The following is a 21,030-nucleotide window of genomic DNA, read 5'->3' as shown; positions in this document are numbered from 1 at the left end:
CCCTTACCGCTGCACGGGCTCAGTCCCCCCGCGGCCGCACGAGGCCCGACTCGTAGGCGATGACGACCAGTTGCGCGCGGTCACGGGCGCCGAGCTTGGCCATGGCCCGGTTCACATGGGTCTTCACCGTGAGCGGGCTGACTTCGAGGCGCTCGGCGATCTCGTCGTTGGAGTGGCCGCCCGCGACCTGGACCAGGACCTCGCGCTCACGCCCGGTGAGGGCGTCGAGGCGCTCGCTGCGCGCGGGCGAGTCGTCACCGCTGTCGCCCTGCGCGAGGAACCGGGCGATGAGCCCCTTCGTCGCCGCCGGCGAGAGCAGCGCCTCCCCCGCCGCGGCGATCCGGATCGCCCCGAGCAGTTCGTCCGGCTCCGCGCCCTTGCCGAGGAAGCCCGAGGCACCGGCCCGCAGCGACTGCACCACGTACTCGTCGACCTCGAACGTGGTCAGCATCACCACGCGTACGTGGGACATGGCCGGGTCGTCGCTGATCATCCGGGTGGCCGCGAGGCCGTCGGTGCCGGGCATGCGGATGTCCATCAGGACGACGTCCGCGGCCTCGGACTTGGCGAGCCGCACCGCCTGCGCGCCGTCGGACGCCTCCCCGACGACCTCCATGTCGGGTTCGGAGTCGACGAGGACCTTGAACGCGCTGCGCAGCAGCGCCTGGTCGTCGGCGAGCAGCACCCGGATCGTCACGCGGTCGTCCCTCCCTTGACCGGGGCGTGCCCACGGTCCCCCTGCTTCACGGTCGTGACCGGCAGGATCGCATGGACGCGGAAGCCGCCGCCGTACCGGGGCCCCGCACTGCACCGGCCGCCGAGCGCGCTCACGCGCTCGCGCATGCCGAGGAGCCCGTGCCCGCCGCCGCGGTCCGGTTCGCCACCGGCCCCGGGCGCGGGACCCGCGCCGTCGTCCAGGACGGTGATCTCCAGGTTCGGGCCCACGCGGACGATGCTGACCTCCGCCTTGGCGTGCTCACCCGCGTGCTTCTGCACATTGGTGAGGGCCTCCTGGATGATGCGGAACGCGGCCAGGTCGACGGCGGCCGGGGGCGTCGGTCCCGCGTCGCCGCGGGCCACGTCCACGGGCAGGCCCGCGTGCCGGAAGGTGTCGACGAGGTCGTCGAGGCGGCCGAGTCCCGGAGCGGGCTCGGTGGGCGCCTCCGGGTCGCCGCTCTGCCGCAGCAGGCCGACGGTGGCGCGCAGCTCGCCGAGCGCGGAGCGGCTGGCGTCCCGGACGTGGGCGAGCGCTTCCTTGGCCTGGTCGGGCCGCTTGTCCATGACGTGCGCCGCGACTCCGGCCTGCACGTTGACCAGGGCGATGTGGTGCGCGACGACATCGTGCAGATCGCGGGCGATGCGCAGCCGCTCCTCGGCGACCCTGCGCCCCGCCTCCTCCTCGCGGGTGCGCTCCGCTCGCTCGGCACGCTCCCGGATGGCGTCCACGAAGGCGCGGCGGCTGCGGACGGCGTCGCCCGCGGCGGCCGCCATGCCGGTCCAGGCGAAGATGGCGAGGTTCTCCTGCGCGTACCAGGGCAGCGGCCCCGCCAGCATGGCGACGCCGGTCAGGCCCGTCATGGTTATCAGGCCGATGCGCCAGGTGGTGGGCCGGTTGGTGGTGGCCGCGACCGTGTACAGGGCGATGACCGCGGACATCACGACCGGGGCCCGGGGCCCGGTGGTCACCAGCTCCACGATGGAGAAGCCGGACGTGGCCGCGAGGACGACCCACGGGGTGCGGCGGCGCAGGACGAGGGCGGCGGCGCCACAGCCCATCAGGGTCAGGCTCGGGCCGCCCGGGGCGTGCACGTTCCAGGTCGAGCCCTTCTCTCCGTACGGCTCGGCGAAGGAGCCGATGACCATGCAGACGAGGGCGGTGGCCGCGAGGATCGCGTCGACGGCCAACGGGTGCGTTCTGGCCCAGCCGCGGCACCGTTCAAAGTTGGTCACGTACTAGACGGTACGGGGCCCCACCGGCAGGCGGAACGGAAACGGGGTGTCCCTGGACGAGGGTTGACGCCGCCCGTTGACGCGCCCCGCGGGGGGCGGGGCGGGCGCGGGTCCGTCGACCGGGTGCGCGGGGCGTGCGCTAGCCGGGGATGAGGCCGTCGTCGGAGAGCATCTCCCGCACCTCGTCGAGGGCCGCGTCCGGTGCGGGAAGGATCAGCTCCGAGGGTTCCAGGGCGTCGTCGGGCAGGGGGTCGCCCAGCTCACGCACCTTGTCGAGGAGGGCGTGCAGCGTGCGGCGGAAGCCGGGCTCGTCACCGCTCTCCATCTCTTCGAGCAGTTCGTCGTCCAGCTTGTTCAGCTCGGTGAAGTGGCTGTCCGCCAGCTTCACCTGCCCCTCCCCCATGATCCGTACGATCATGACGCCCTCCTAGGACGTGAGCGGTCCGGCCGTGACGCCGTGCGCCGGCGTCACTCCTCGACGCTACCCGTCACTGCTTGTCGAAGCGCGGGGTGTCCTGCGGCTGTGCCTGCTGGCCGCGGTTGCCCTGGCCGCCCTCGATGGCCTGCTGCGAGGAGCCGGAGCCCCCGGCGAGCTCGGCCTTCATGCGCTGGAGCTCCAGCTCCACGTCCGTGCCGCCGGAGAGCCGGTCGAGCTCGGACTGGATGTCGTCCTTGTGCAGCCCGGAGGAGTCGTCGAGGGCGCCGGAGGCGAGGAGTTCGTCGATCGCACCGGCCCTGGCCTGGAGCGTCGCGGTCTTGTCCTCGGCGCGCTGGATCGCCATGCCGACGTCGCCCATCTCCTCGGAGATGCCGGAGAAGGCCTCGCCGATCCGGGTCTGGGCCTCGGCGGCGGTGTACGTCGCCTTGATGGTCTCCTTCTTCGTACGGAAGGCGTCCACCTTGGCCTGGAGGCGCTGGGCCGCGAGAGTGAGCTTCTCCTCCTCGCCCTGGAGCGTCTGGTGCTGCACCTCCAGGTCGCTGACCTGCTGCTGGAGGGCGGCCCTGCGAGACAGGGCCTCGCGGGCCAGGTCCTCGCGGCCGAGGGCGAGGGCCTTGCGGCCCTGGTCCTCGAGGGTGGAGGACTGCTTCTGGAGCTGGTTGAGCTGCAACTCGAGGCGCTTGCGGGAGGTCGCCACGTCGGCGACGCCGCGGCGCACCTTCTGGAGCAGCTCCAGCTGCTTCTGGTACGAGTAATCGAGGGTTTCGCGCGGGTCCTCGGCCCGGTCAAGGGCTTTGTTCGCCTTCGCGCGGAAGATCATCCCCATACGCTTCATGACACCGCTCATGGGCTTCGCGCGCCCCCTTCTGACGGACTTCCCGGCTCCAGCCACTGCTGCACAACCCACGGTACGGGGTCTGTATCCATTACCGCACTGTTCGCGAGCGGATGCGCTCATCCCCAAGGACGACTGCTCCGCACGCCTCTCCGGCGCAGGGAGTAGGTGCACCCCTGGGAATCTGCCCGCATCGCCCCTTAAGTCACCTATTCAAGACGCTCGGCGTTGTGGGATCGTTCCCCGCGCGGCGGAGGTTGCGGTCCCGCACCACGTACCCTTGGCTCTTGTGTTCCGTAGCCGATCCAAGGACGAGAAGGCCCCGGCAGCCAAGGCCCCGGTGACCGTCTCCGAGTCCGCGCAGACCCGTGACCCGCAGGCCCCCAAGGGCCGCCCCACCCCCAAGCGCGCCATGGCCCAGTCCCAGCGCCGCAGCGTGATGAACGCGCCGACGTCGCGCAAGGAGGCCGTGAAGCGGCAGCGCGAGGAGCGCCGCGTCCAGATGGCGAAGCAGCGTGAGGCGCTGGCCAGCGGCGACGAGCGGTATCTGCCCGCGCGGGACAAGGGCCCGGTGCGCAAGTTCGCCCGGGACTTCGTCGACTCGCGGTTCAACGTCGCCGAGTTCTTCCTGCCGATGGCCGTGCTCATCCTCGTACTGAGCATGGTCCGCGTCCCGCAGTTGCAGAACATCGCGCTGCTGCTGTGGCTCTTCGTGATCGTGCTGATCGTGGTCGACTCGGTCTCCACCGTCTTCCGTCTGAAGAAGCGCCTGAGCGAGCGGTTCCCGAACGAGAGCAGGAAGGGCGCCGTCGCCTACGCCCTGATGCGCAGCCTCCAGATGCGCAGGCTGCGGATGCCGAAGCCGCAGGGCAAGCGCGGAGCGCGGCCCTGAGCGAGGACCGGGGCGCGCGCCCCGGTACGCGCGAGGCCGTACAGCAGGAGCTGGTCGGCCGGCAGCTCGACGAGCGGATCGTGGCCCGGTTCCCCTTCGGCAAGCGCCTGAAGGTGCTCGACGTGGGCATGGGCCGCGGGGTGCAGGCGCTGCGCCTGGCCCGCGGCGGGCACGAGGTGACGGGCGTGGAGCGCGACCCGGACGGCCTCGCCGCGGTACGGGCCGCGGTGGCCGCCGAGCCCGAGGGCATCCGCTCCCGGATGCGGGTCGTCGAGGGCGACGGGCGTGACACCGGCGTGCACTTCGGGCCGGGAGGCTTCGACGTGGTCCTGTGCCACGGTGTGCTGATGCACGTCGAGGAGCCCGACGCCCTGCTCGCCGGGCTCGGCCGGATGCTGGCGCCCGGAGGCCTGCTGTCCCTAGTGGTGCGCAACGCGGACGCCCTCGCCATGCGGCCGGGACTGCGCGGGGACTGGGCGGGCGCACTCGCCTCGTTCGGCGCCGACACCTACCGGGACGGCGCCGGGGCCGAGGTGCGGGCCCACCGCCTGGACGCGGTCGGTCAGGCGCTCGCGGGGATCGCGGCGCCGCTGGTGTCCTGGTACGGGGTGCGCCTCTTCTCGGAGGCGACCGACGTCCCGGAGGCGGGGCCCGAGCTGGACGCGCTGCTGGCCGCCGAGGAGCGGGCCGGGCGCACGGATCCCTACCGCCGGGTGGCGACGCTGCTGCACCTCTGCGGCGGCCGGGACTGACGTCCGGGGCTCCCGGGGTCCCCTTGCCGCCGGGGCGGGCGGCGCACTCCCTACGCGGACGGCTCACCCTCACACGGACGGCTCCTCCGCACGCGGACGGCTCACCCTCACGCGGACGGCTCGCCCTCCGCCCGGACGACTCAGTCCCTACGCGGACGGCTCACCCCCACACGGACGCCCTGCGCAGCAGTCGCCCTGCCCCCTGTTCGGACGACTCGCGCCCTTTTCGGGCGGTTCGCGCAACCCGGGGCCGGGTGCCCGACGCAGACTCGGCGTATGAAAGCCCCCCGCACCCGCCTCCCGTTCTCGCAGGTCACCGCCGCCACGGCGGTCACGGTGGCCCTGGTCGCCCTGGTGGCCGGCTGCTCCGGCGACGGCCGCCGGAGCGACACCGGCGGCGAACGGCCCGGGCGGCCGGCCGTCCAGGCCACCCGGGTCGCCCCCGCCGCCGCGAGCGACCTCCAGGACGACTACCAGAAGGTGATCAAGGACGTGCTGCCGTCGGTCGTCCAGATCGACGCGTCCGCCGGTCTCGGCTCCGGCGTGGTCTACGACGACAAGGGTCACATCGTCACCAACGCCCATGTCGTGGGCGAGGAGAAGACGTTCCGGGTGACCACGGCCACCGGCGAGCACCCCCTCCGCGCGCGGCTGGTCTCGGCGTACCCGGAGCAGGACCTCGCCGTCGTCAAGCTGGACAAGGTGCCGGGCGGGCTGAAGGCCGCGCGGTTCGGCGACTCCAAGAAGACCGAGGTCGGCCAGATCGTCCTGGCGATGGGCTCCCCGCTCGGCCTCTCCTCCAGCGTCACGCAGGGCATCGTCTCGGCCACGGGACGCACGGTCAGCGAGGGCCGCGCGGGCGGCGGCACCGGTGCGACGATCGCCGACATGGTGCAGACCTCGGCCGCGATCAACCCCGGCAACAGCGGTGGCGCCCTCGTCGGCCTGGACAGCCGGGTCATCGGCATCCCGACGCTCGCCGCGACCGACCCGGGCATGGGCGAAGGGGCCGCCCCCGGCATCGGCTTCGCGATCCCGGCGTCCATGGTCAGGACGGTGGCGGACCAGATCGTCAGGAGCGGCCGGGTCACCGACTCCGGCCGGGCCGCGCTCGGCATCACCGCCCGCACGGTCCTCGGCGACGACTACCGCCCCGCGGGCGTGGCCATCGCCGAGGTCCGTGACGGCGGCGCCGCCGCCGGGGCGGGCCTGCGCCCCGGCGACGTCCTCACCCGCCTGGGCGACGCCCCGATCACCACCCTGACCTCGCTCTCCGAGGCCCTGGCGGCGCTGGAACCGGGCGCCGAGGAGCGGGTGACGTATGTGCGGGCGGGGGACGAGCGGACGGCCGAGGTCACGCTCGGGGAGATGTAGCCCGCGCCGGGCGGGGCGCCGTACCCGGCACTCCACCCCGGGCCCCGTACCGGCCTGCGGCCCCATACCGATCTGCGGCCCCGTACCGGCTTGCGCCCCCGTACCGGCCTGCGGCCGCGTCCCCGAACGCCGGGCGGGCCGCGAGCCCGGCCGCTACGCCGCGCCTTCCTCGTGCAGGCTCATCCGCCCGTAGATCTCCTTGTCGTCCTCGAAGAGGGACACCTGGTCCGCGCCGCCCTCCGCGAGTTCCTTCCAGTGCTCCCCGAGCCAGGTCTCCGCGTCGCCCTGAGTGGTGAACTCCTCGGGTTGCACGGCAGGCTGGACCTCCGTCCCGTCCGCCTTCTCGAACCGCCACGTCCATGCCGCCATGTCAGCCTCCCGAGGTCCAGTGGGTGTCCCGGCAGCCGCCCGGAGCGGAAGCCGGAGCCGCTCGAAGCCTATCCGGGCGCGCGGCGCGGGGGGCGACGCGGGAGGATCTTCCTGTGGAACTGACTCTGCTCGGCACCGGAGCCCCCGAGGGGCTGCCCTCCCCCGGCTGTCCCTGCGCCGTGTGCGCGACCGCGCTCGGCGACGCGGCGCGGGCCGCGACCGCGCTCCTCGTCGACGGCGTCCTGCTGCTCGACCTCACGCCCGGCGCGGCCTTCGCCGCCGCCCGCGCGGGGCACTCCCTCGCGGGGGTGCGCCAGGTGCTGCTCTCGCATCCCCACGACGGGCCCGCCGTGGAGGTGCCCGCCGGGCTGCCGCAGCCGGGCCGGGTGCCCGACGGGCGTGAGCTCGCGCTCCTCACCGGGCACCGGGTGCGGGCGATCGCGACGGACGCGCCCGGCACCGGCTACGAGGTGACGGGACCGGACGGCGACCGCCTCCTCTACCTGCCGCCGGGCACCGCGCCCGCCGGGTTCCCCGCGGAGCAGACGGCGTACGAGATGGTCGTCGCCGATGTCGTCGGCCGCCCCGACGGCCTCGCCAAACTGCGCGCCGCCGGTGGCGTGGCGCCGACGACGGACGTCGTGGCCGTCCACATCGGGCACGGGGCGCCCGGCGGCCCCGAGCTCGTGCGGCGGCTCGCGGCGGCCGGGGCGCGGGCCGTGCCGGACGGCAGCACCCTGACCGTCGGCGCCTACGAGGACGTACCGGACCTGCCGCGCCGCACCCTGGTCCTCGGCGGCGCCCGTTCCGGCAAGTCCGTGGAGGCGGAGCGGCGCCTCGAGGCCTTCCCCGACGTGCTCTACGTCGCCACCGGCGGCACCCGCGGCGGCGACGGCGAGTGGGCGGAGCGGGTGCGGGTGCACCGCGAGCGGCGGCCCGGGTCCTGGCGGACCACGGAGACCTGCGATCTGGTGCCGCTGCTCGCGGAGCCGGGGCCGCCGCTGCTCGTGGACTGTCTCTCGCTGTGGCTGACCCGGGTGATGGACGACGTGAACGCCTGGGACGACGCGGAGTGGGCGGGCGGCGGTGAGCGCTCGCTGCGCAAGCGGGTCACGGAACTCACGGACGCCGTGCGCGGCACCCGGCGCACCGTGGTCGCGGTCTCCAACGAGGTCGGCTCGGGCATCGTGCCCGCGACCGCGTCGGGCCGCCGCTACCGCGACGAACTCGGCCGCCTCAACGCCGCGTTCGCGTCCGAGTGCGAGCACGTCCTTTTGGTGGTCGCGGGCCGGGCCCTGTCCCTGCGCCCCTGACCCCGCGGCCCGCGTGGGCCCCGGCTTGCCGCGCGCTCAGGCCTCCGGCTCCTTGCGCGCGAGCACCCGGTACGCGTTGCCGAAGCCGGTGCGGACGAGCAGCGGGGCGAGGAGCGCGTCCGCCGCCCGGGCGAGGACGAGCAGCGGGACCGCCGCCCACCACGCCGTGCGGCGCAGGCGCAGGAGCAGCGCGGCCGGCGGCCGCGGGCGCCACGGGACGTCGGGGGCGGGCAGCAGCCGGTTGAGGAGCAGGGCGCAGGCCGTTGTCAGGTCGGACGGCACGTGCGGGGTGCGCCGGTCCACGCCGACGACGGTGAAGCCGAGTTCGTCCAGCTCGCGGCAGAGGCCCGCGAGCGGCACGAGGTGCGGGTGGTGCGGCTGGCGGTAGGACGCCCACCACTTGCCGAGCAGCCGGGCGGAGCGGCTCTCCGGGTCCGGCGCCTCGATCAGCAGGTGCCCGCCGGGGCGCAGTGCGGTCCGCGCCGCGCGCAGCTCGGCGCGCGGATCCGGGCGGCTCTGCAAGTAGTGGATCATGCTGAGCACGTCGTAGCGCCCTGCGAGGCGCCCGGCGAGGTCGGTGAGCCGGCCGTGGTGGGCCTCCTCGATGCGGCCGCGCCGCACCCCATCGGCGGGGCCGGGGCCGCTGTCGAGCCCGTCGAAGGCCGTGTACGGCAGGACCTCCCTGGCGACCCCGGGGAAGCGGCCCCGCCCCGTGCCCACGTCGAGCCAGCTCTCGGGTTCCCCGGTCCGGCTCAGCGCGCGCACGACGGCGAGCTGCCGGGTGCGGCTCGGCCTGGCCCGGGTCAGGATCGCGGTCGCCGCGGCGCCGACCCCCCGGCAGAGGTCCTGGCGCCAGAAGTCCCGGTGGCCGAGGTCCTGTTCGCCGGTCCCCAGGCGGTAGAACTCCAGGCCCGCGGGGCTGAGGCAGGGGTTCTGGAAGGTGTGGGCGCAGTCCGCGCACCGGGCGAGGGTGAAGTGGCCCGGCTTGCCCTGGATCAGGTCAAAGGTGCGCAGCCGTACCCGCAGGCGGTGGGAGCCGCACCAGGGGCAGTCGTCGCGGCGCGGTTCGTGGAAGGGTTCGGTGCCCTCGGCGAGGCGCGCGAGGCAGGCGGGACGGCGTTCGGCGGTCTGCTGGGCGAGGTCCATCGCGTACTCCCGGATGCGGTACGACCATGCGATACATGCGGGGCATGGGGAACGTACCGGAAAGAAAGGGGCGAATGGGGAAAGGAGTGGGTCCCGGCGATTCCCCCCCCGGGGCGGGCGGTCCGCTGACGGCGGGGCTTGCGAGCACCGCGGCGGAGCGGGTCGCGGGACTGCCGAGTGCCGCGGCGGGGCTGAGGGCGGGGCTGACGGCGGGGCCCTCCCGACCACCGCAGCGGAGCTGATCGCAGGACTCCCCCGACCACCACCGCGGAGCTGACGACGCGTCACCCGAGGGTCGCCGGTGGCCGTAGCGCACGGCCCCGTACGCGCGTGGGACACGCCCCGCCGGTACTGTTCGCCGAATGAGCTCGCTGATTCTCGACGACTTCACCGATCTGATCGAGCGGCCCGACGGCGGGGTGCGCCGGGACGCCGAGGAGCGCAGGGAGCGCCAGGAGGTGCCTCCCGGCGCGCTCGGCCGTCTGGACGACCTCGCCGAATGGCTGTCGGCCGCGCAGTCCGAGGTGCCGGTCAAGCCGATCGAGCGGCCCCGGGCCGTGCTGTTCGCGGGTGACCACGGGGTGGCGCAGCTCGGCGTGTCCACGCGGACCGCGGGCGGCGCGGCCGATCTCGTACGCGCCGTACTGTCCGGCGAGAGCCCCGCGGCGGTGCTCGCGCGCCGCCTCGACGTGCCCGTGCGGGTCGTCGACATGGCGCTGGACTGCGACGAGGACGCGCTGCCCGCCGGGGTCGCGGGGCACCGGGTGCGGCGCGGCTCCGGGCGCATCGACATCGAGGACGCCCTGTCCCTGGCCGAGGCCGAGCAGGCGGTGCGTGCGGGTGTCGCCCTCGCCGACGAGGAGGCCGACTCCGGCACGGACCTGGTCGTGCTCGGCGACGTCAGCGTCGGCGGTACGACGCCCGCGGCGACGCTCATCGCGGCGCTGTGCGGCACCGACGCCTCCGTCGTCACCGGGCGCGGCGGCGCACCGATCGACGACCTGGCTTGGATGCGCAAGTGCGCCGCCGTCCGGGACGCGCTGCGGCGGGCGCGTCCCGTGCTCGGCGACCAGTTGGAGCTGCTGGCCGCGGTGGGCGGGGCCGACCTGGCGGCGATGACCGGGTTCCTGTTGCAGTGCGCGGTGCGGCGGACGCCGGTGATCCTCGACGGGGTGGTGTCGGCGGCGGCGGCCCTCGTGGCCCAGCGGGTCGCCTTCCGGGCGCCGGACTGGTGGCTCGCGGGGCACGACAGCGGGGAGCCCGCGCAGGCCAAGGCGCTGGACCGGATGGCGCTCGAACCGCTGCTCACCCATGGCGTGCAGGTCGGCGAGGGCGTCGGGGCCCTCCTTGCCGTGCCGATGGTACGGGCCGCCGCGGCGCTGTCCGCGGAGCTGCCCGTCGCGGAGCCGCCCGCCGCCCGGCAGGACGGCGCGTGACGGAGGCGGTGGTCCCGGCGGGCGGGGCGGCTCCGGGCTACAGAACCGCATATCACACCACAACGCCCCATAAGATCCCGTTTCATGGGAGATGCAAGGGCAGGGGAAGAGCAGGTCCGTACGTCCACGACGGCCTCACGGCGGGCGGCGGCCGTGGCGGTCTGGTATCTGCGCGCCGTCACGTTCGTGAACTTCCTGAGTGCGGTGTGGGTCTCCCTCGGCCAGGACCTGCGCCGCCACAACACCGCGGACTACTTCACCCCGTACCTGCTCACCGCGGGCTTCGCCTCCGGCGTCTTCACGATGTTCCTGGCGATCACCATGCGCCGCAGGAAGCGGGCCGCCTGGATCCTCAACCTCGTCCTGAGCGGCCTGTTCCTGCTCCTGTTCGCCGTCGCGATGTACTTCCCGGAGATCAGGCGGTACGCGCAGAACTGGATCTCGCTCGGCCTCACCGCGCTGTTCGTCGGCGCGCTGCTCGTCGGCCGCCGCGAGTTCTACGCCAAGGGCGACCGCTCCAACCCCAGGCTCGCCGCCGCCGTCGCGGTCGGCGGGCTCCTGGTGACCTCGCTGCTCGCGGCGCTCCTGGTGACCGTCACCAACCACGCCGACGACGAGTACCGCTCGACGTTCCTGGACCGCTGGCGCTACGGCACCATGCGCCTGGTCTCCCTGGCCGCCGACGACTCCCGGTTCGCCGGGATCGCCACGCCCGGCTGGGTCAACGTCACCGTCAACGTCCTGAGCACGGTGCTGCTCTGCGCCGTCCTGTACGCCGCCTTCCGCTCCCGCAGGGCGGTCGACCCGCTGTCGGAGGACGACGAGGAACGGCTGCGGGCGCTGCTCGCGAGGCACGGCGTGCGGGACTCCCTCGGGTACTTCTCCCTGCGCCGCGAGAAGAGCGTGGTGTGGTCGCCGACCGGCAAGGCCGCCATCGCCTACCGCGTCGTCGGCGGCGTCTCACTGGCGTCCGGCGACCCCATCGGCGACCCGGAGGCCTGGCCCGGCGCCATCGAGCCCTGGCTCGCCGAGGCCCGCGAGCACGGCTGGACCCCGGCCGTGATGGGCGCGAGCGAGGAGGCGGGCACCGTCTACGCCCGGCACGGCCTCGACGCCCTGGAACTCGGTGACGAGGCGATCGTCGAGATCGCGGACTTCACCCTGGAGGGGCGGGCCATGCGCACCGTCCGGCAGGCCTACAACCGGGTGCAGCGCGCCGGGTACGAGGTCCGCATCCGCCGCCACCACGACATCCCCGCCGACGAGATGGCCCACCTCCTGGAGCGCGCCGACGACTGGCGCGACGGCGCCACCGAGCGCGGCTTCTCCATGGCGCTCGGACGGCTCGGCGACCCGGCGGACGGCGAGTGCGTGATGCTGGAGTGCCGGGACGGCGAGGGGACGCTGCGAGCGGTGCTCTCCTTCGTGCCCTGGGGGCCGAACGGCCTGTCGCTCGACCTGATGCGGCGCGACCGCGACTCCGAGAACGGCCTGATGGAGTTCATGGTCATCGAGCTGCTCCAGCGCGCGGCGGAGATCCAGATCACGCAGGTCTCACTGAACTTCGCGATGTTCAGGTCGGTCTTCGAACGTGGCTCGCGGCTCGGCGCGGGCCCGGTCCTTCGGCTGTGGCGCTCGCTGCTCAGCTTCTTCTCCCGCTGGTGGCAGATCGAGTCGCTGTACCGCGCCAACGCCAAGTACCGGCCCATCTGGGAACCCCGCTTCCTGCTCTTCGAGAAGAGCGGCGACCTGCCGCGCATCGGCATCGCGTCGGCGCGCGCCGAAGGGTTCCTCGAAGCACCGGGGCTCGCCAGGGGGGTCCCCCCTGCTCGAGCGAAGTCGAGAGCTTGGGGGCGGCTGCACCGCACACATCTGGAGTCCCGACGATGAACACCCTGACCCGGCTGGCGCGCGCCGAGTGGGGTCCGCTGTACGCCACCGTGCGGGACGGCCTCGCCGACCGGCACCTGCGCGCGATCCCGCTGACGCTGGCGGCCGTCTGCCTGACGGCGGCGTTCCAGTACGCGCAGAACCAGTCCTGGGGCTATCGGTTCGTCCAGAACATCGGCTGCGTACGGGCCGAGGACCCGCTGTGGCTCGCGCTCCTGCGCACCCCGCTCTCGCTCTTCGTCCCGGCCCTCGACCTGCCGGTGTGGGGCGCGCTCGCGCAGATCCTGCTGGTCTTCGGCATCGCGGAGATCTGTCTCGGCCGGTGGCGCACGCTCGTCATCGGGTACGTGGCGACGCTCGCGGGCACGCTGTACGCGCGCGTGGGCATCGCGCTCGGCTACGACAACTTCTTCGGCCTGCCCGCGTCCGACGCGGCCGTCGTCGACACCGGCCCCTCGGCGGCGGTGGTGGGGCTCGCGGTGTACGTGTGCTGGCGCTACCGGGCGTACGCCACCGGGGTCCTCGTGATCGTCCTGATGGTCGTCGAGGTGATCTTCAAGGACAACCTCGCGGGCAAGGAGCACCTGGCGGCGATCGGCGGGGTCCTCCTGCTGTGCGCGGTGTCGGCGCTGCTGCGTCACCGCCGCCGGGACGGGCGGGGCGCGACCGGGTCCGGCTTGCCGCCGATCAGGTCCTGAAGCCTGCGGCGCGGGCCCGACCAGCGGCGGTCGTGGTGGAACGCGCGCAGGCCCGCGCGGGCCCGCGCCCGGGGCCGGTTGCGGTAGCACCTGCAGGCCCACGCCGAACCGGGCCTCGCCAGACGGACCGCGCCGACCAGGGCGACGAACGGCACCACCATGCCGATCAGGGCCAGGCGCAGTTTGCCCTTGGCGAGCGCGATCAGGGCGAAGCCGCAGTTCAGGGTGATGTTGAAGGCGAAGGCGACCCGGTCGTCGCGCTCGTCCGCGGTCAGCTCGTTCACACCGAGCGGGCTGAAGCCGGTGAGGACGAGCACCACGAGCGCCGCCGTGAGGATCACGACCTCGACGCTCTTGCGGCCCTGTTCGCTCCAGTACACGTCGTCGAGGTGCAGGATCAGCGCGAACTCGTCGAGGACCAGTCCCGCGCCGAGGCCGAACAGGACGGCCGCGCACATCGACCCGACGCTGTGCCGCCCCGCCGCGACCGCCCAGAAACCGCCCACCAGCATCAGGAAGATGCCCGGTACGACATGGTGGATGTGCACGTCGCCGGTGGTGATGTTCCGGAACGGCCCCCGGCCCGCCCGGATGAGGCGGGTGATGGTCCGGGTGATCACGAAGCAGCCCACGAACGCGACCAGGGCGAGCAGCAGCGGCAGCTTCCCGGGCTCCACGACGTTCCGGTACCACCAGCCGTCCATACGCCCCATCCTCCGGCCGCCCCCCGGCCCCCGCAGCCCGGCCGCCCCCGCCCGGCGGACACCACGACCTGCGCCCCCGCCCGGCACGGGGCACCTCGCCTGCGCCCCGCCGCACGCAGCGGGTAGCCTCGCCGGATGCCACGACCCACCCCCGCCGACGGCCTCCGGTTCGCCTTCGGGACGCTCACCGTGATTCCCGTCCGCGTCCACCGGTGGGACCGCGACGCCGCCCGCGTGGGCATGCTGTGCGCCCCGCTCGCGGGCCTGGCCGTGGGCACGGGTGCCGCCGTCGCGGGCACGGGCCTGCTCGTGCTCGGTTCGGGGCCGCTGCTCGCCGCCGTCGCCGCCGTCGCGGTTCCGGCCGCGGCCACCCGGGGGCTGCACCTGGACGGCCTCGCCGACACCGCCGACGGCCTCGGCAGCGGCAAGCCCGCCGACGGCGCGCTGCGCGTCATGAAGCAGTCCGACATCGGCCCGTTCGGTGTGATCACCCTGGTCCTCGCGCTGCTCGCCCAGGTGGCCGCGCTCGCGGGGCTCTACGACAAGGGCTGGTCGCACGGCGCCGCGGGCACCGTCGTGGCCGCGGTGACGGCCCGCCTCGCGCTCACCCTGGCGGCCCGCGGAAACGTCCCCGCGGCCCGCCCCGAAGGCCTCGGCGCCGCCGTCGCGGGGACCGTGCCGTGGCCCGCCGCCGCAGCCGTCCTGGCCGTCGCCACCACCGCCGCCGCGGCCGCGAGCGCCCCCGACGGCCCCTACGGAGCGGCCCGCGGCGCGGCCGCCGTGGTGGTCGGCTGCGCCGTCGCCGAACTCCTCCTGCGCCACTGCCTGCGCCGCTTCGGCGGCGTCACCGGAGACGTCTTCGGCGGCCTCGCCGAGACCGCCGCGACCACGGCCCTCCTTGTGCTCTCCCTCGGCCAACACGCACAGTGAGGCACACCGCAACACTTACGGGCGTAGGCTCGCGACGGGCTTACCACCCCAAAGCCCACGAGATCACGTAGATCTCACCTGAGTTCGACAGAACGCGAGAACTCAGTGGAACTCCACGAAAGAGGGACCTCAGCACCGTGACTGCTCTGACTCTCAGCACCGCCGCCGCGTCCGGCCTGCGTGCCGACGCGATCGTCGTCGGTGTCGCGAAAGGCGCCAAGGGACCCGTGGTGGCCCCCGGCGCCGAGTCCGTGGACAAGGCGTACGACGGCAAGCTCGCCTCCGTCCTCGAGACCCTCGGCGCCGCGGGCGCCGAGGGCGAGGTGACGAAGCTGCCCGCGCCGTCCGGATTCAAGGCGCCGCTCGTCCTGGCAGTCGGCCTCGGCGCGGTCCCCGAGAAGGACTCCGGGTACGACGCCGAGGCGCTGCGCCGCGCGGCCGGTGCCGCTTCCCGGGCCCTCGTCGGCACCAAGAAGGCCGCGTTCGCGCTGCCCGTCGAGGACGCCGCGGGCACCGGAGCGATCGCGGAGGGCGCGCTGCTCGGCGCGTACTCCTTCGACGCCTACAAGGACAACGGCGAGGACACCGCCGCCAAGGGCAAGGACGCCAAGGACGGCAAGGGCGCGAAGGCGCCGCTCGCCGAGGTGGCCCTGCTCGGCGCCAAGCCGCGCGACAAGGCCCACAAGGCCGCCGTCGAGCGTGCGACCGCCCTCGCCGAGGAGCTCAACCGCGCCCGGGACCTGGTCAACACCCCGCCGAACGACCTGAACCCGGAGGCCTTCGCCGCGGTCGCCACCGCCGCCGCCAAGGAGCACGGCGTCAAGATCCAGGTCCTGGACGAGAAGGCCCTCGCCAAGGGCGGCTACGGCGGCATCCTCGGGGTCGGCGCCGGTTCCCAGGCCCCGCCGCGCCTGGTGAAGCTCTCGTACTCGGCCGGCAAGGCCAAGAAGCACCTCGCCTTCGTCGGCAAGGGCATCACGTACGACTCGGGCGGCATCTCGCTGAAGCCGGCCGGTCACAACGAGACCATGAAGTGCGACATGGCCGGCGCCGCCGCCGTGTTCGCCGCCGTGATCACCGCCGCCCGCCTCGGCCTCGACGTCAACGTCACCGGCTGGCTGGCGCTCGCCGAGAACATGCCCTCGGGCTCGGCGACCCGCCCCGGCGACGTCCTTCGCATGTACAGCGGCAAGACCGTCGAGGTGCTCAACACCGACGCCGAGGGCCGCCTGGTCCTGGCCGACGCCCTCACCAAGGCCTCGGAGGAGAAGCCCGACGCGATCGTCGACGTGGCCACGCTGACCGGCGCCATGGTGATGGCGCTCGGCGGCCGCACCTTCGGCGTCATGGCCAACGACGACGCCTTCCGCACCTCGCTCCACGAGATCGCGGAGGAGGTCGGCGAGCCGTCCTGGCCGATGCCGCTGCCGGAGCACCTGCGCAAGGGCATGGACTCCCCCACCGCCGACATCGCCAACATGGGCGAGCGCATGGGCGGCGGCCTGGTCGCCGGTCTCTTCCTGAAGGAGTTCGTGGGCGAGGGCATCGCCTGGGCCCACCTGGACATCGCGGGCCCCGCCTACAACGAGTCCGCCCCCTTCGGCTACACCCCGAAGGGCGGTACGGGCTCCGCCGTCCGCACCCTGGTGCGCCTCGCCGAGCGCACCGCGGCGGGCGACCTCGGCTGACCCGGGCCGCCCCCGGCTGCTCGGCAACCTGGGTACGGCCCCGGACGCCCTCGGGTCCGGGGCCGTACCCATGAGCGGATGTGATGCCGCCCACGGCGCGACGAAGGCCGCTGTTCGCTGTGGATGAAATCCGTACGTCCGTACGGGACGATGCCCGCCGCCACGGACGATCGGGCGGCTCCGGGACCGGCCCGGCGTCCCGCCTGTCGCCGACAAGTGCGAAGATGGGTTCTCGGCAGGACAGGGCCCCCACCACAGGGCCGAAGAAGAGCGGCCGTATACCAGCCGACCGACCGGTCGTCCCCGGCAACAGGGGTCCGGCGCACGGCGCACATGCATGGAGGACGTGACGTGGCGAACGACGCCAGCACCGTTTTCGACCTAGTGATCCTCGGCGGTGGCAGTGGCGGTTACGCCGCGGCCCTGCGCGCCTCGCAGCTGGGTCTCGACGTCGCACTGATCGAGAAGAACAAGCTCGGCGGCACCTGCCTGCACAACGGCTGCATCCCCACGAAGGCCCTGCTGCACGCCGGCGAGATCGCCGACCAGGCACGCGAGGCCGACCAGTTCGGCGTCAAGGCCACCTTCGAGGGCATCGACATCGAGGGCGTCCACAAGTACAAGGACGACGTGATCGCCGGCCTGTACAAGGGCCTCCAGGGCCTGGTCGCCTCCCGCAAGGTCACCTACATCGAGGGCGAGGGCCGTCTTTCGTCCCCGACCTCCGTGGACGTGGACGGGCAGCGGATCCAGGGCCGCCACATCCTCCTGGCGACCGGCTCCGTGCCGAAGTCCCTGCCGGGCCTGGACATCGACGGCAACCGGATCATCTCCTCCGACCACGCCCTGGTCCTCGACCGCGTGCCGGAGTCCGCGATCATCCTCGGCGGCGGTGTCATCGGCGTCGAGTTCGCCTCCGCCTGGAAGTCCTTCGGGACCGACGTGACGGTCATCGAGGGCCTCAAGCACCTGGTGCCGGTCGAGGACGAGAACAGCTCCAAGCTTCTTGAGCGCGCCTTCCGCAAGCGCGGCATCAAGTTCAACCTCGGCACCTTCTTCGACAAGGCCGAGTACACCGAGAACGGCGTGCGCGTCACCCTCGCCGACGGCAAGACCTTCGAGGCCGAGGTGCTGCTCGTCGCCATCGGCCGCGGCCCGGTCTCCCAAGGCCTCGGGTACGAGGAGCAGGGCGTCGCCACGGACCGCGGCTACGTCCTCGTCGACGAGTACATGCGCACGAACGTCGAGACGATCTCGGCCGTCGGCGACCTGGTCCCGACGCTCCAGCTCGCGCACGTCGGCTTCGCCGAGGGCATCCTGGTGGCGGAGCGTCTGGCCGGTCTCAAGACCGTCCCGATCGACTACGACGGCGTGCCCCGGGTGACCTACTGCCACCCCGAGGTCGCCTCCGTGGGCATCACCGAGGCCAAGGCCAAGGAGATCTACGGCGCGGACAAGGTCGTCGCTCTGAAGTACAACCTCGCGGGCAACGGCAAGAGCAAGATCCTCAAGACCGCGGGCGAGATCAAGCTCGTCCAGGTCAAGGACGGTGCCGTGGTCGGCGTCCACATGGTCGGCGACCGCATGGGTGAGCAGGTCGGCGAGGCCCAGCTGGTCTACAACTGGGAAGCGCTGCCCGCCGAGGTCGCCCAGCTCATCCACGCCCACCCGACGCAGAACGAGGCGCTCGGCGAGGCCCACCTCGCCCTCGCCGGCAAGCCGCTGCACTCCCACGACTGAGCCTTCAGTCCCACGGGCGCGACGACCACATACGTACGTAGTTAAGGAGCAACAGAAACCATGTCGGTTTCCGTAACCCTTCCGGCGCTCGGCGAGAGCGTCACTGAAGGCACTGTCACCCGCTGGCTGAAGGCCGAGGGCGAGCGCGTCGAGGCCGACGAGCCGCTGCTCGAGGTCTCGACCGACAAGGTCGACACCGAGATCCCCTCCCCCGCCGCCGGTGTGCTCGCCTCCATCAAGGTCGCCGAGGACGAGACCGTCGAGGTCGGCGCCGAGCTGGCCGTCATCGACGACGGCTCCGGCGACGCGGGCGGCTCCGCCGCTCCCGCGCAGGAAGAGGCCCCGGCCGCCCCGGCGCAGGAGGAGGCCCCGGCCGCCCCCGCGCAGGAGGAGGCCCCCGCCGCCCCCGCGCAGGAGCAGGCCGCCCCGCAGGCCGAGGCCCCGGCCGCTTCCGGTGGTTCCGCCGAGGGCACCGAGGTCACCCTGCCCGCGCTCGGCGAGTCCGTCACCGAGGGCACCGTCACCCGCTGGCTGAAGGAGGTCGGCGACTCCGTCGAGGCCGACGAGCCGCTGCTCGAGGTCTCCACGGACAAGGTCGACACCGAGATCCCGTCGCCCACCGCCGGTGTGCTGCTCGAGATCGTCGTCGGTGAGGACGAGACCGCCGAGGTCGGCGCCAAGCTCGCCGTCATCGGTGCCCCCGGCGCGGCCCCCGCCGCCGCTCCGGCCGAGGCCCCCGCCGCTCCCGCCGAGGCTCCGGCCCCGGCCAAGGAGGAGGCTCCCTCCCCGGCTCCGGCCAAGGAGGAGGCCCCCGCCCCGGCGCAGCCCGCGGCCCCGGCCGCCGAGCCCGCCGCCCCCGCGCAGCCCGCCGCCGCCGCTCCGGCTCCGGCGCAGCCCGCCGCTCCGGCGCAGCCCGCCGCCCCCGCGGCTGCGGCGACCCCGGCGGACGACGGTGCCTACGTCACCCCGCTGGTGCGCAAGCTCGCCTCGGAGAACGGCGTCGACCTGGGCTCGGTCAAGGGCTCCGGCGTCGGCGGCCGCATCCGCAAGCAGGACGTGCTCGCCGCCGCCGAGGCCGCCAAGGCCCCGGCTCAGGCCGCCGCCCCCGCCGCTGCCGCCGCCCCGGCGTCCGCGTCGAAGGCTCCGGTCGTCGAGGTGTCCCCGCTGCGCGGCCAGACCGTCAAGATGACCCGCATGCGCAAGGTCATCGGCGACAACATGATGAAGGCGCTGCACGGCCAGGCCCAGCTCTCCAGCGTGGTCGAGGTCGACATCACGAAGCTGATGAAGCTGCGTGCCGCGGCCAAGGACTCCTTCGCCGCCCGCGAGGGCGTCAAGCTGTCCCCGATGCCGTTCTTCGTCAAGGCGGCGGCGCAGGCGCTGAAGGCCCACCCGGTCGTCAACGCCCGCATCAACGAGGACGAGGGCACCATCACGTACTTCGACTCGGAGAACATCGGCATCGCCGTGGACTCCGAGAAGGGTCTGATGACGCCGGTCATCAAGGGCGCCGGTGACCTGAACCTGGCCGGTATCGCCAAGGCGACCGCCGACCTGGCCACCAAGGTCCGCACCAGCAAGATCAGCCCGGACGAGATGTCGGGCGCGACGTTCACCATCTCCAACACCGGCTCGCGCGGCGCGCTGTTCGACACGATCATCGTGCCGCCGAACCAGGTGGGCATCCTCGGCATCGGTGCCACCGTCAAGCGCCCGGTCGTCATCAACCACCCCGATCTCGGCGAGACCATCGCGGTGCGGGACATGACGTACGTGACGCTGTCCTACGACCACCGTCTGGTGGACGGCGCGGACGCCGCCCGCTACCTGACGACGGTCAAGGCGATCCTCGAAGCCGGCGAGTTCGAGGTCGAGCTCGGCCTGTAGTCGCCTCGCTTTCGGCTGTAACACTCGTCTCATCAGCGAGTGCGCCCCCGCCCGGAGTCCTCCGGGCGGGGGCGCGGCCGTGTTGGCCGTATTGTCTAAGGGTTGCCCGCCCGTCGCCCCCCACCGAGGCCCCTCGGGCCACGCTTTTGACCGCCGGAGGAGCCCCCATGACCGCGCCCGTCGTTCACTCGCTGCGCGAACAGATTCGCGAGCACATCGTGGAAGGCATCGTGAGCGGTCGCTGGAAACCGGGCGAGCGGATCGTGGAGCGCAGGATCGCCGTCGAACTGGAGGTCTCCCAGACCCCGGTGCGTGAGGCGCTGCGGGAGCTGGAGTCGCTGCGCCTGATCGAGTCCGCGCCCAACAAGGGCGTCCGGGTGCGGAACCTGACCGCCGCGGACCTGGAGGAGAGCTACCCCGTGCGGGCCGGTCTCGAAGCCATCGCGGCGGAGCTCGCGGCCGACCGCCTCGCCGAGGACTGCTCGGCCCTCGAACCGCATGTGGCGGCCCTGTACGAGGCCGACCGGGCGTCCGACGGCACCGGCCAGGTGCGGCACACCGTGGGCTTCCACCGGGAGCTGGTGCGGGCCGCGCACAACTCCGTGCTCCTGCACACCTGGGAGGGCCTCGGCATCGAGGTCTTCACCGCGCTGTCCATCCGCTGGCTCGGCACGGTCCAGCAGTCGTACGCGGAGGAGCACGAGGCCCTGGTGTCGGCGTTCCGGGAGCGGGACCCGGCGATCGCGGCGCTGGTGAAGGCGCATGTGCTCGGCTGCGCGCCCCGTCCCTGACCGAGCCCGCCCCCGACGGCCACGCGCTCACCCTCCGAGCACCGTGCCCATCTTTCAGGCACCGTGATCGTGCTCATCCTCCGAGCACCGTGCTCATACGTCGCCCCACCTGCGGAAACCCTGCACAATGAAGGCACTGCGTGCCCTGTAGGGCGGCACTCTGTGCCCACTTTTGTCATTTCGGGAAGTTTTCCCT

Annotated in this window: 19 protein-coding genes; 12 read left to right on the top strand and 7 right to left on the bottom strand. The window is 73.4% G+C overall.

Annotated features, from left to right (window positions below):
• Positions 1 to 19: 19 nt before the first annotated feature.
• From ACH4DX_RS04200 to ACH4DX_RS04185, 4 genes are all read right to left on the bottom strand, one after another.
• On the bottom strand, positions 20 to 697 hold the full coding sequence (locus ACH4DX_RS04200) for a response regulator (RefSeq protein ID WP_398117610.1): 678 nt from the start codon (positions 695 to 697) through the stop codon (positions 20 to 22).
• Positions 694 to 1,950, bottom strand: coding sequence for a sensor histidine kinase (locus ACH4DX_RS04195; protein ID WP_398153917.1), 1,257 nt, complete (start codon positions 1,948 to 1,950; stop codon positions 694 to 696). Before ACH4DX_RS04195 ends, ACH4DX_RS04200 begins: the two co-directional genes overlap by 4 nt.
• Before the next feature lie 139 nt (positions 1,951 to 2,089).
• Entirely contained in the window at positions 2,090 to 2,368 is a 279-nt protein-coding gene (locus ACH4DX_RS04190) for a hypothetical protein (protein ID WP_398117606.1), read from the bottom strand.
• Positions 2,369 to 2,438: 70 nt separating this feature from the next.
• Positions 2,439 to 3,236: a PspA/IM30 family protein gene (locus ACH4DX_RS04185; RefSeq protein ID WP_398153916.1), complete on the bottom strand. Its 798-nt coding sequence runs from the start codon at positions 3,234 to 3,236 to the stop codon at positions 2,439 to 2,441.
• Positions 3,237 to 3,513: 277 nt separating this feature from the next.
• Between ACH4DX_RS04185 and ACH4DX_RS04180 the strand changes: the two genes are divergently transcribed.
• The 3 genes from ACH4DX_RS04180 to ACH4DX_RS04170 all read left to right on the top strand — a co-directional run bounded on the left by ACH4DX_RS04180 (position 3,514) and on the right by ACH4DX_RS04170 (position 6,242).
• The gene (locus tag ACH4DX_RS04180) at positions 3,514 to 4,116 is read left to right on the top strand and encodes a DUF3043 domain-containing protein (RefSeq protein WP_398117602.1); all 603 of its coding nucleotides are present in this window, start codon (positions 3,514 to 3,516) and stop codon (positions 4,114 to 4,116) included.
• A gap of 50 nt (positions 4,117 to 4,166) precedes the next feature.
• On the top strand, positions 4,167 to 4,868 hold the full coding sequence (locus ACH4DX_RS04175) for a class I SAM-dependent methyltransferase (protein ID WP_398154176.1): 702 nt from the start codon (positions 4,167 to 4,169) through the stop codon (positions 4,866 to 4,868).
• 276 nt (positions 4,869 to 5,144) lie between these two features.
• Entirely contained in the window at positions 5,145 to 6,242 is a 1,098-nt protein-coding gene (locus ACH4DX_RS04170; protein ID WP_398153915.1) for a S1C family serine protease, read from the top strand.
• 153 nt (positions 6,243 to 6,395) lie between these two features.
• Here ACH4DX_RS04170 and ACH4DX_RS04165 read toward each other — a convergent pair whose 3' ends face one another.
• Complete coding sequence (locus ACH4DX_RS04165; RefSeq protein ID WP_398117596.1) at positions 6,396 to 6,611, bottom strand: hypothetical protein; 216 nt, start codon at positions 6,609 to 6,611, stop codon at positions 6,396 to 6,398.
• A 113-nt stretch (positions 6,612 to 6,724) separates the two neighbouring features.
• Between ACH4DX_RS04165 and ACH4DX_RS04160 the strand changes: the two genes are divergently transcribed.
• A complete protein-coding gene (locus ACH4DX_RS04160) occupies positions 6,725 to 7,924 on the top strand; it encodes a bifunctional adenosylcobinamide kinase/adenosylcobinamide-phosphate guanylyltransferase (protein ID WP_398153914.1) in 1,200 nt (399 codons plus the stop codon).
• A 36-nt stretch (positions 7,925 to 7,960) separates the two neighbouring features.
• On the opposite strand, the gene ACH4DX_RS04155 is transcribed toward ACH4DX_RS04160, so the two are convergent.
• A complete protein-coding gene (locus ACH4DX_RS04155; protein WP_398153913.1) occupies positions 7,961 to 9,070 on the bottom strand; it encodes a class I SAM-dependent methyltransferase in 1,110 nt (369 codons plus the stop codon).
• Positions 9,071 to 9,432: 362 nt separating this feature from the next.
• On the opposite strand from ACH4DX_RS04155, the gene cobT reads away from it, so the two are divergent.
• From cobT to ACH4DX_RS04140, 3 genes are all read left to right on the top strand, one after another.
• Positions 9,433 to 10,506 carry a nicotinate-nucleotide--dimethylbenzimidazole phosphoribosyltransferase gene (cobT, locus tag ACH4DX_RS04150; protein ID WP_398153912.1) on the top strand — a complete coding sequence of 358 codons (1,074 nt, stop codon included), beginning with the start codon at positions 9,433 to 9,435 and terminating at the stop codon, positions 10,504 to 10,506.
• An 84-nt stretch (positions 10,507 to 10,590) separates the two neighbouring features.
• Positions 10,591 to 12,396, top strand: a complete 1,806-nt coding sequence (locus tag ACH4DX_RS04145; protein WP_398153911.1) for a phosphatidylglycerol lysyltransferase domain-containing protein — start codon at positions 10,591 to 10,593, stop codon at positions 12,394 to 12,396.
• Positions 12,393 to 13,094 carry a hypothetical protein gene (locus ACH4DX_RS04140; protein ID WP_398117586.1) on the top strand — a complete coding sequence of 234 codons (702 nt, stop codon included), beginning with the start codon at positions 12,393 to 12,395 and terminating at the stop codon, positions 13,092 to 13,094. The genes ACH4DX_RS04145 and ACH4DX_RS04140 overlap by 4 nt, the downstream gene beginning before the upstream one ends.
• Here ACH4DX_RS04140 and ACH4DX_RS04135 read toward each other — a convergent pair.
• Positions 13,034 to 13,798, bottom strand: coding sequence for a hypothetical protein (locus ACH4DX_RS04135; RefSeq protein ID WP_398153910.1), 765 nt, complete (start codon positions 13,796 to 13,798; stop codon positions 13,034 to 13,036). The genes ACH4DX_RS04140 and ACH4DX_RS04135 overlap by 61 nt on opposite strands.
• A gap of 135 nt (positions 13,799 to 13,933) precedes the next feature.
• On the opposite strand from ACH4DX_RS04135, the gene ACH4DX_RS04130 reads away from it, so the two are divergent.
• The 5 genes from ACH4DX_RS04130 to ACH4DX_RS04110 all read left to right on the top strand — a co-directional run bounded on the left by ACH4DX_RS04130 (position 13,934) and on the right by ACH4DX_RS04110 (position 20,834).
• Positions 13,934 to 14,728 (top strand): adenosylcobinamide-GDP ribazoletransferase, encoded by a 795-nt coding sequence (locus ACH4DX_RS04130; RefSeq protein WP_398153909.1) that lies wholly within the window; start codon positions 13,934 to 13,936, stop codon positions 14,726 to 14,728.
• A gap of 137 nt (positions 14,729 to 14,865) precedes the next feature.
• The gene (locus tag ACH4DX_RS04125) at positions 14,866 to 16,416 is read left to right on the top strand and encodes a leucyl aminopeptidase (RefSeq protein WP_398153908.1); all 1,551 of its coding nucleotides are present in this window, start codon (positions 14,866 to 14,868) and stop codon (positions 16,414 to 16,416) included.
• A 351-nt stretch (positions 16,417 to 16,767) separates the two neighbouring features.
• The gene (gene lpdA, locus ACH4DX_RS04120; protein ID WP_398153907.1) at positions 16,768 to 18,156 is read left to right on the top strand and encodes a dihydrolipoyl dehydrogenase; all 1,389 of its coding nucleotides are present in this window, start codon (positions 16,768 to 16,770) and stop codon (positions 18,154 to 18,156) included.
• A 60-nt stretch (positions 18,157 to 18,216) separates the two neighbouring features.
• Positions 18,217 to 20,043 carry a 2-oxoglutarate dehydrogenase, E2 component, dihydrolipoamide succinyltransferase gene (sucB, locus tag ACH4DX_RS04115; protein WP_398153906.1) on the top strand — a complete coding sequence of 609 codons (1,827 nt, stop codon included), beginning with the start codon at positions 18,217 to 18,219 and terminating at the stop codon, positions 20,041 to 20,043.
• A 167-nt stretch (positions 20,044 to 20,210) separates the two neighbouring features.
• Positions 20,211 to 20,834 (top strand): GntR family transcriptional regulator, encoded by a 624-nt coding sequence (locus tag ACH4DX_RS04110; RefSeq protein ID WP_398153905.1) that lies wholly within the window; start codon positions 20,211 to 20,213, stop codon positions 20,832 to 20,834.
• Positions 20,835 to 21,030 lie beyond the last annotated feature (196 nt).

This window comes from Streptomyces sp. NPDC017940 (assembly GCF_044328435.1).
Classification (GTDB): Bacteria; Actinomycetota; Actinomycetes; order Streptomycetales; family Streptomycetaceae; genus Streptomyces.
Note: the sequence above shows the minus strand (reverse complement) of the source record. Positions and strands in the feature narration are given on the sequence as shown.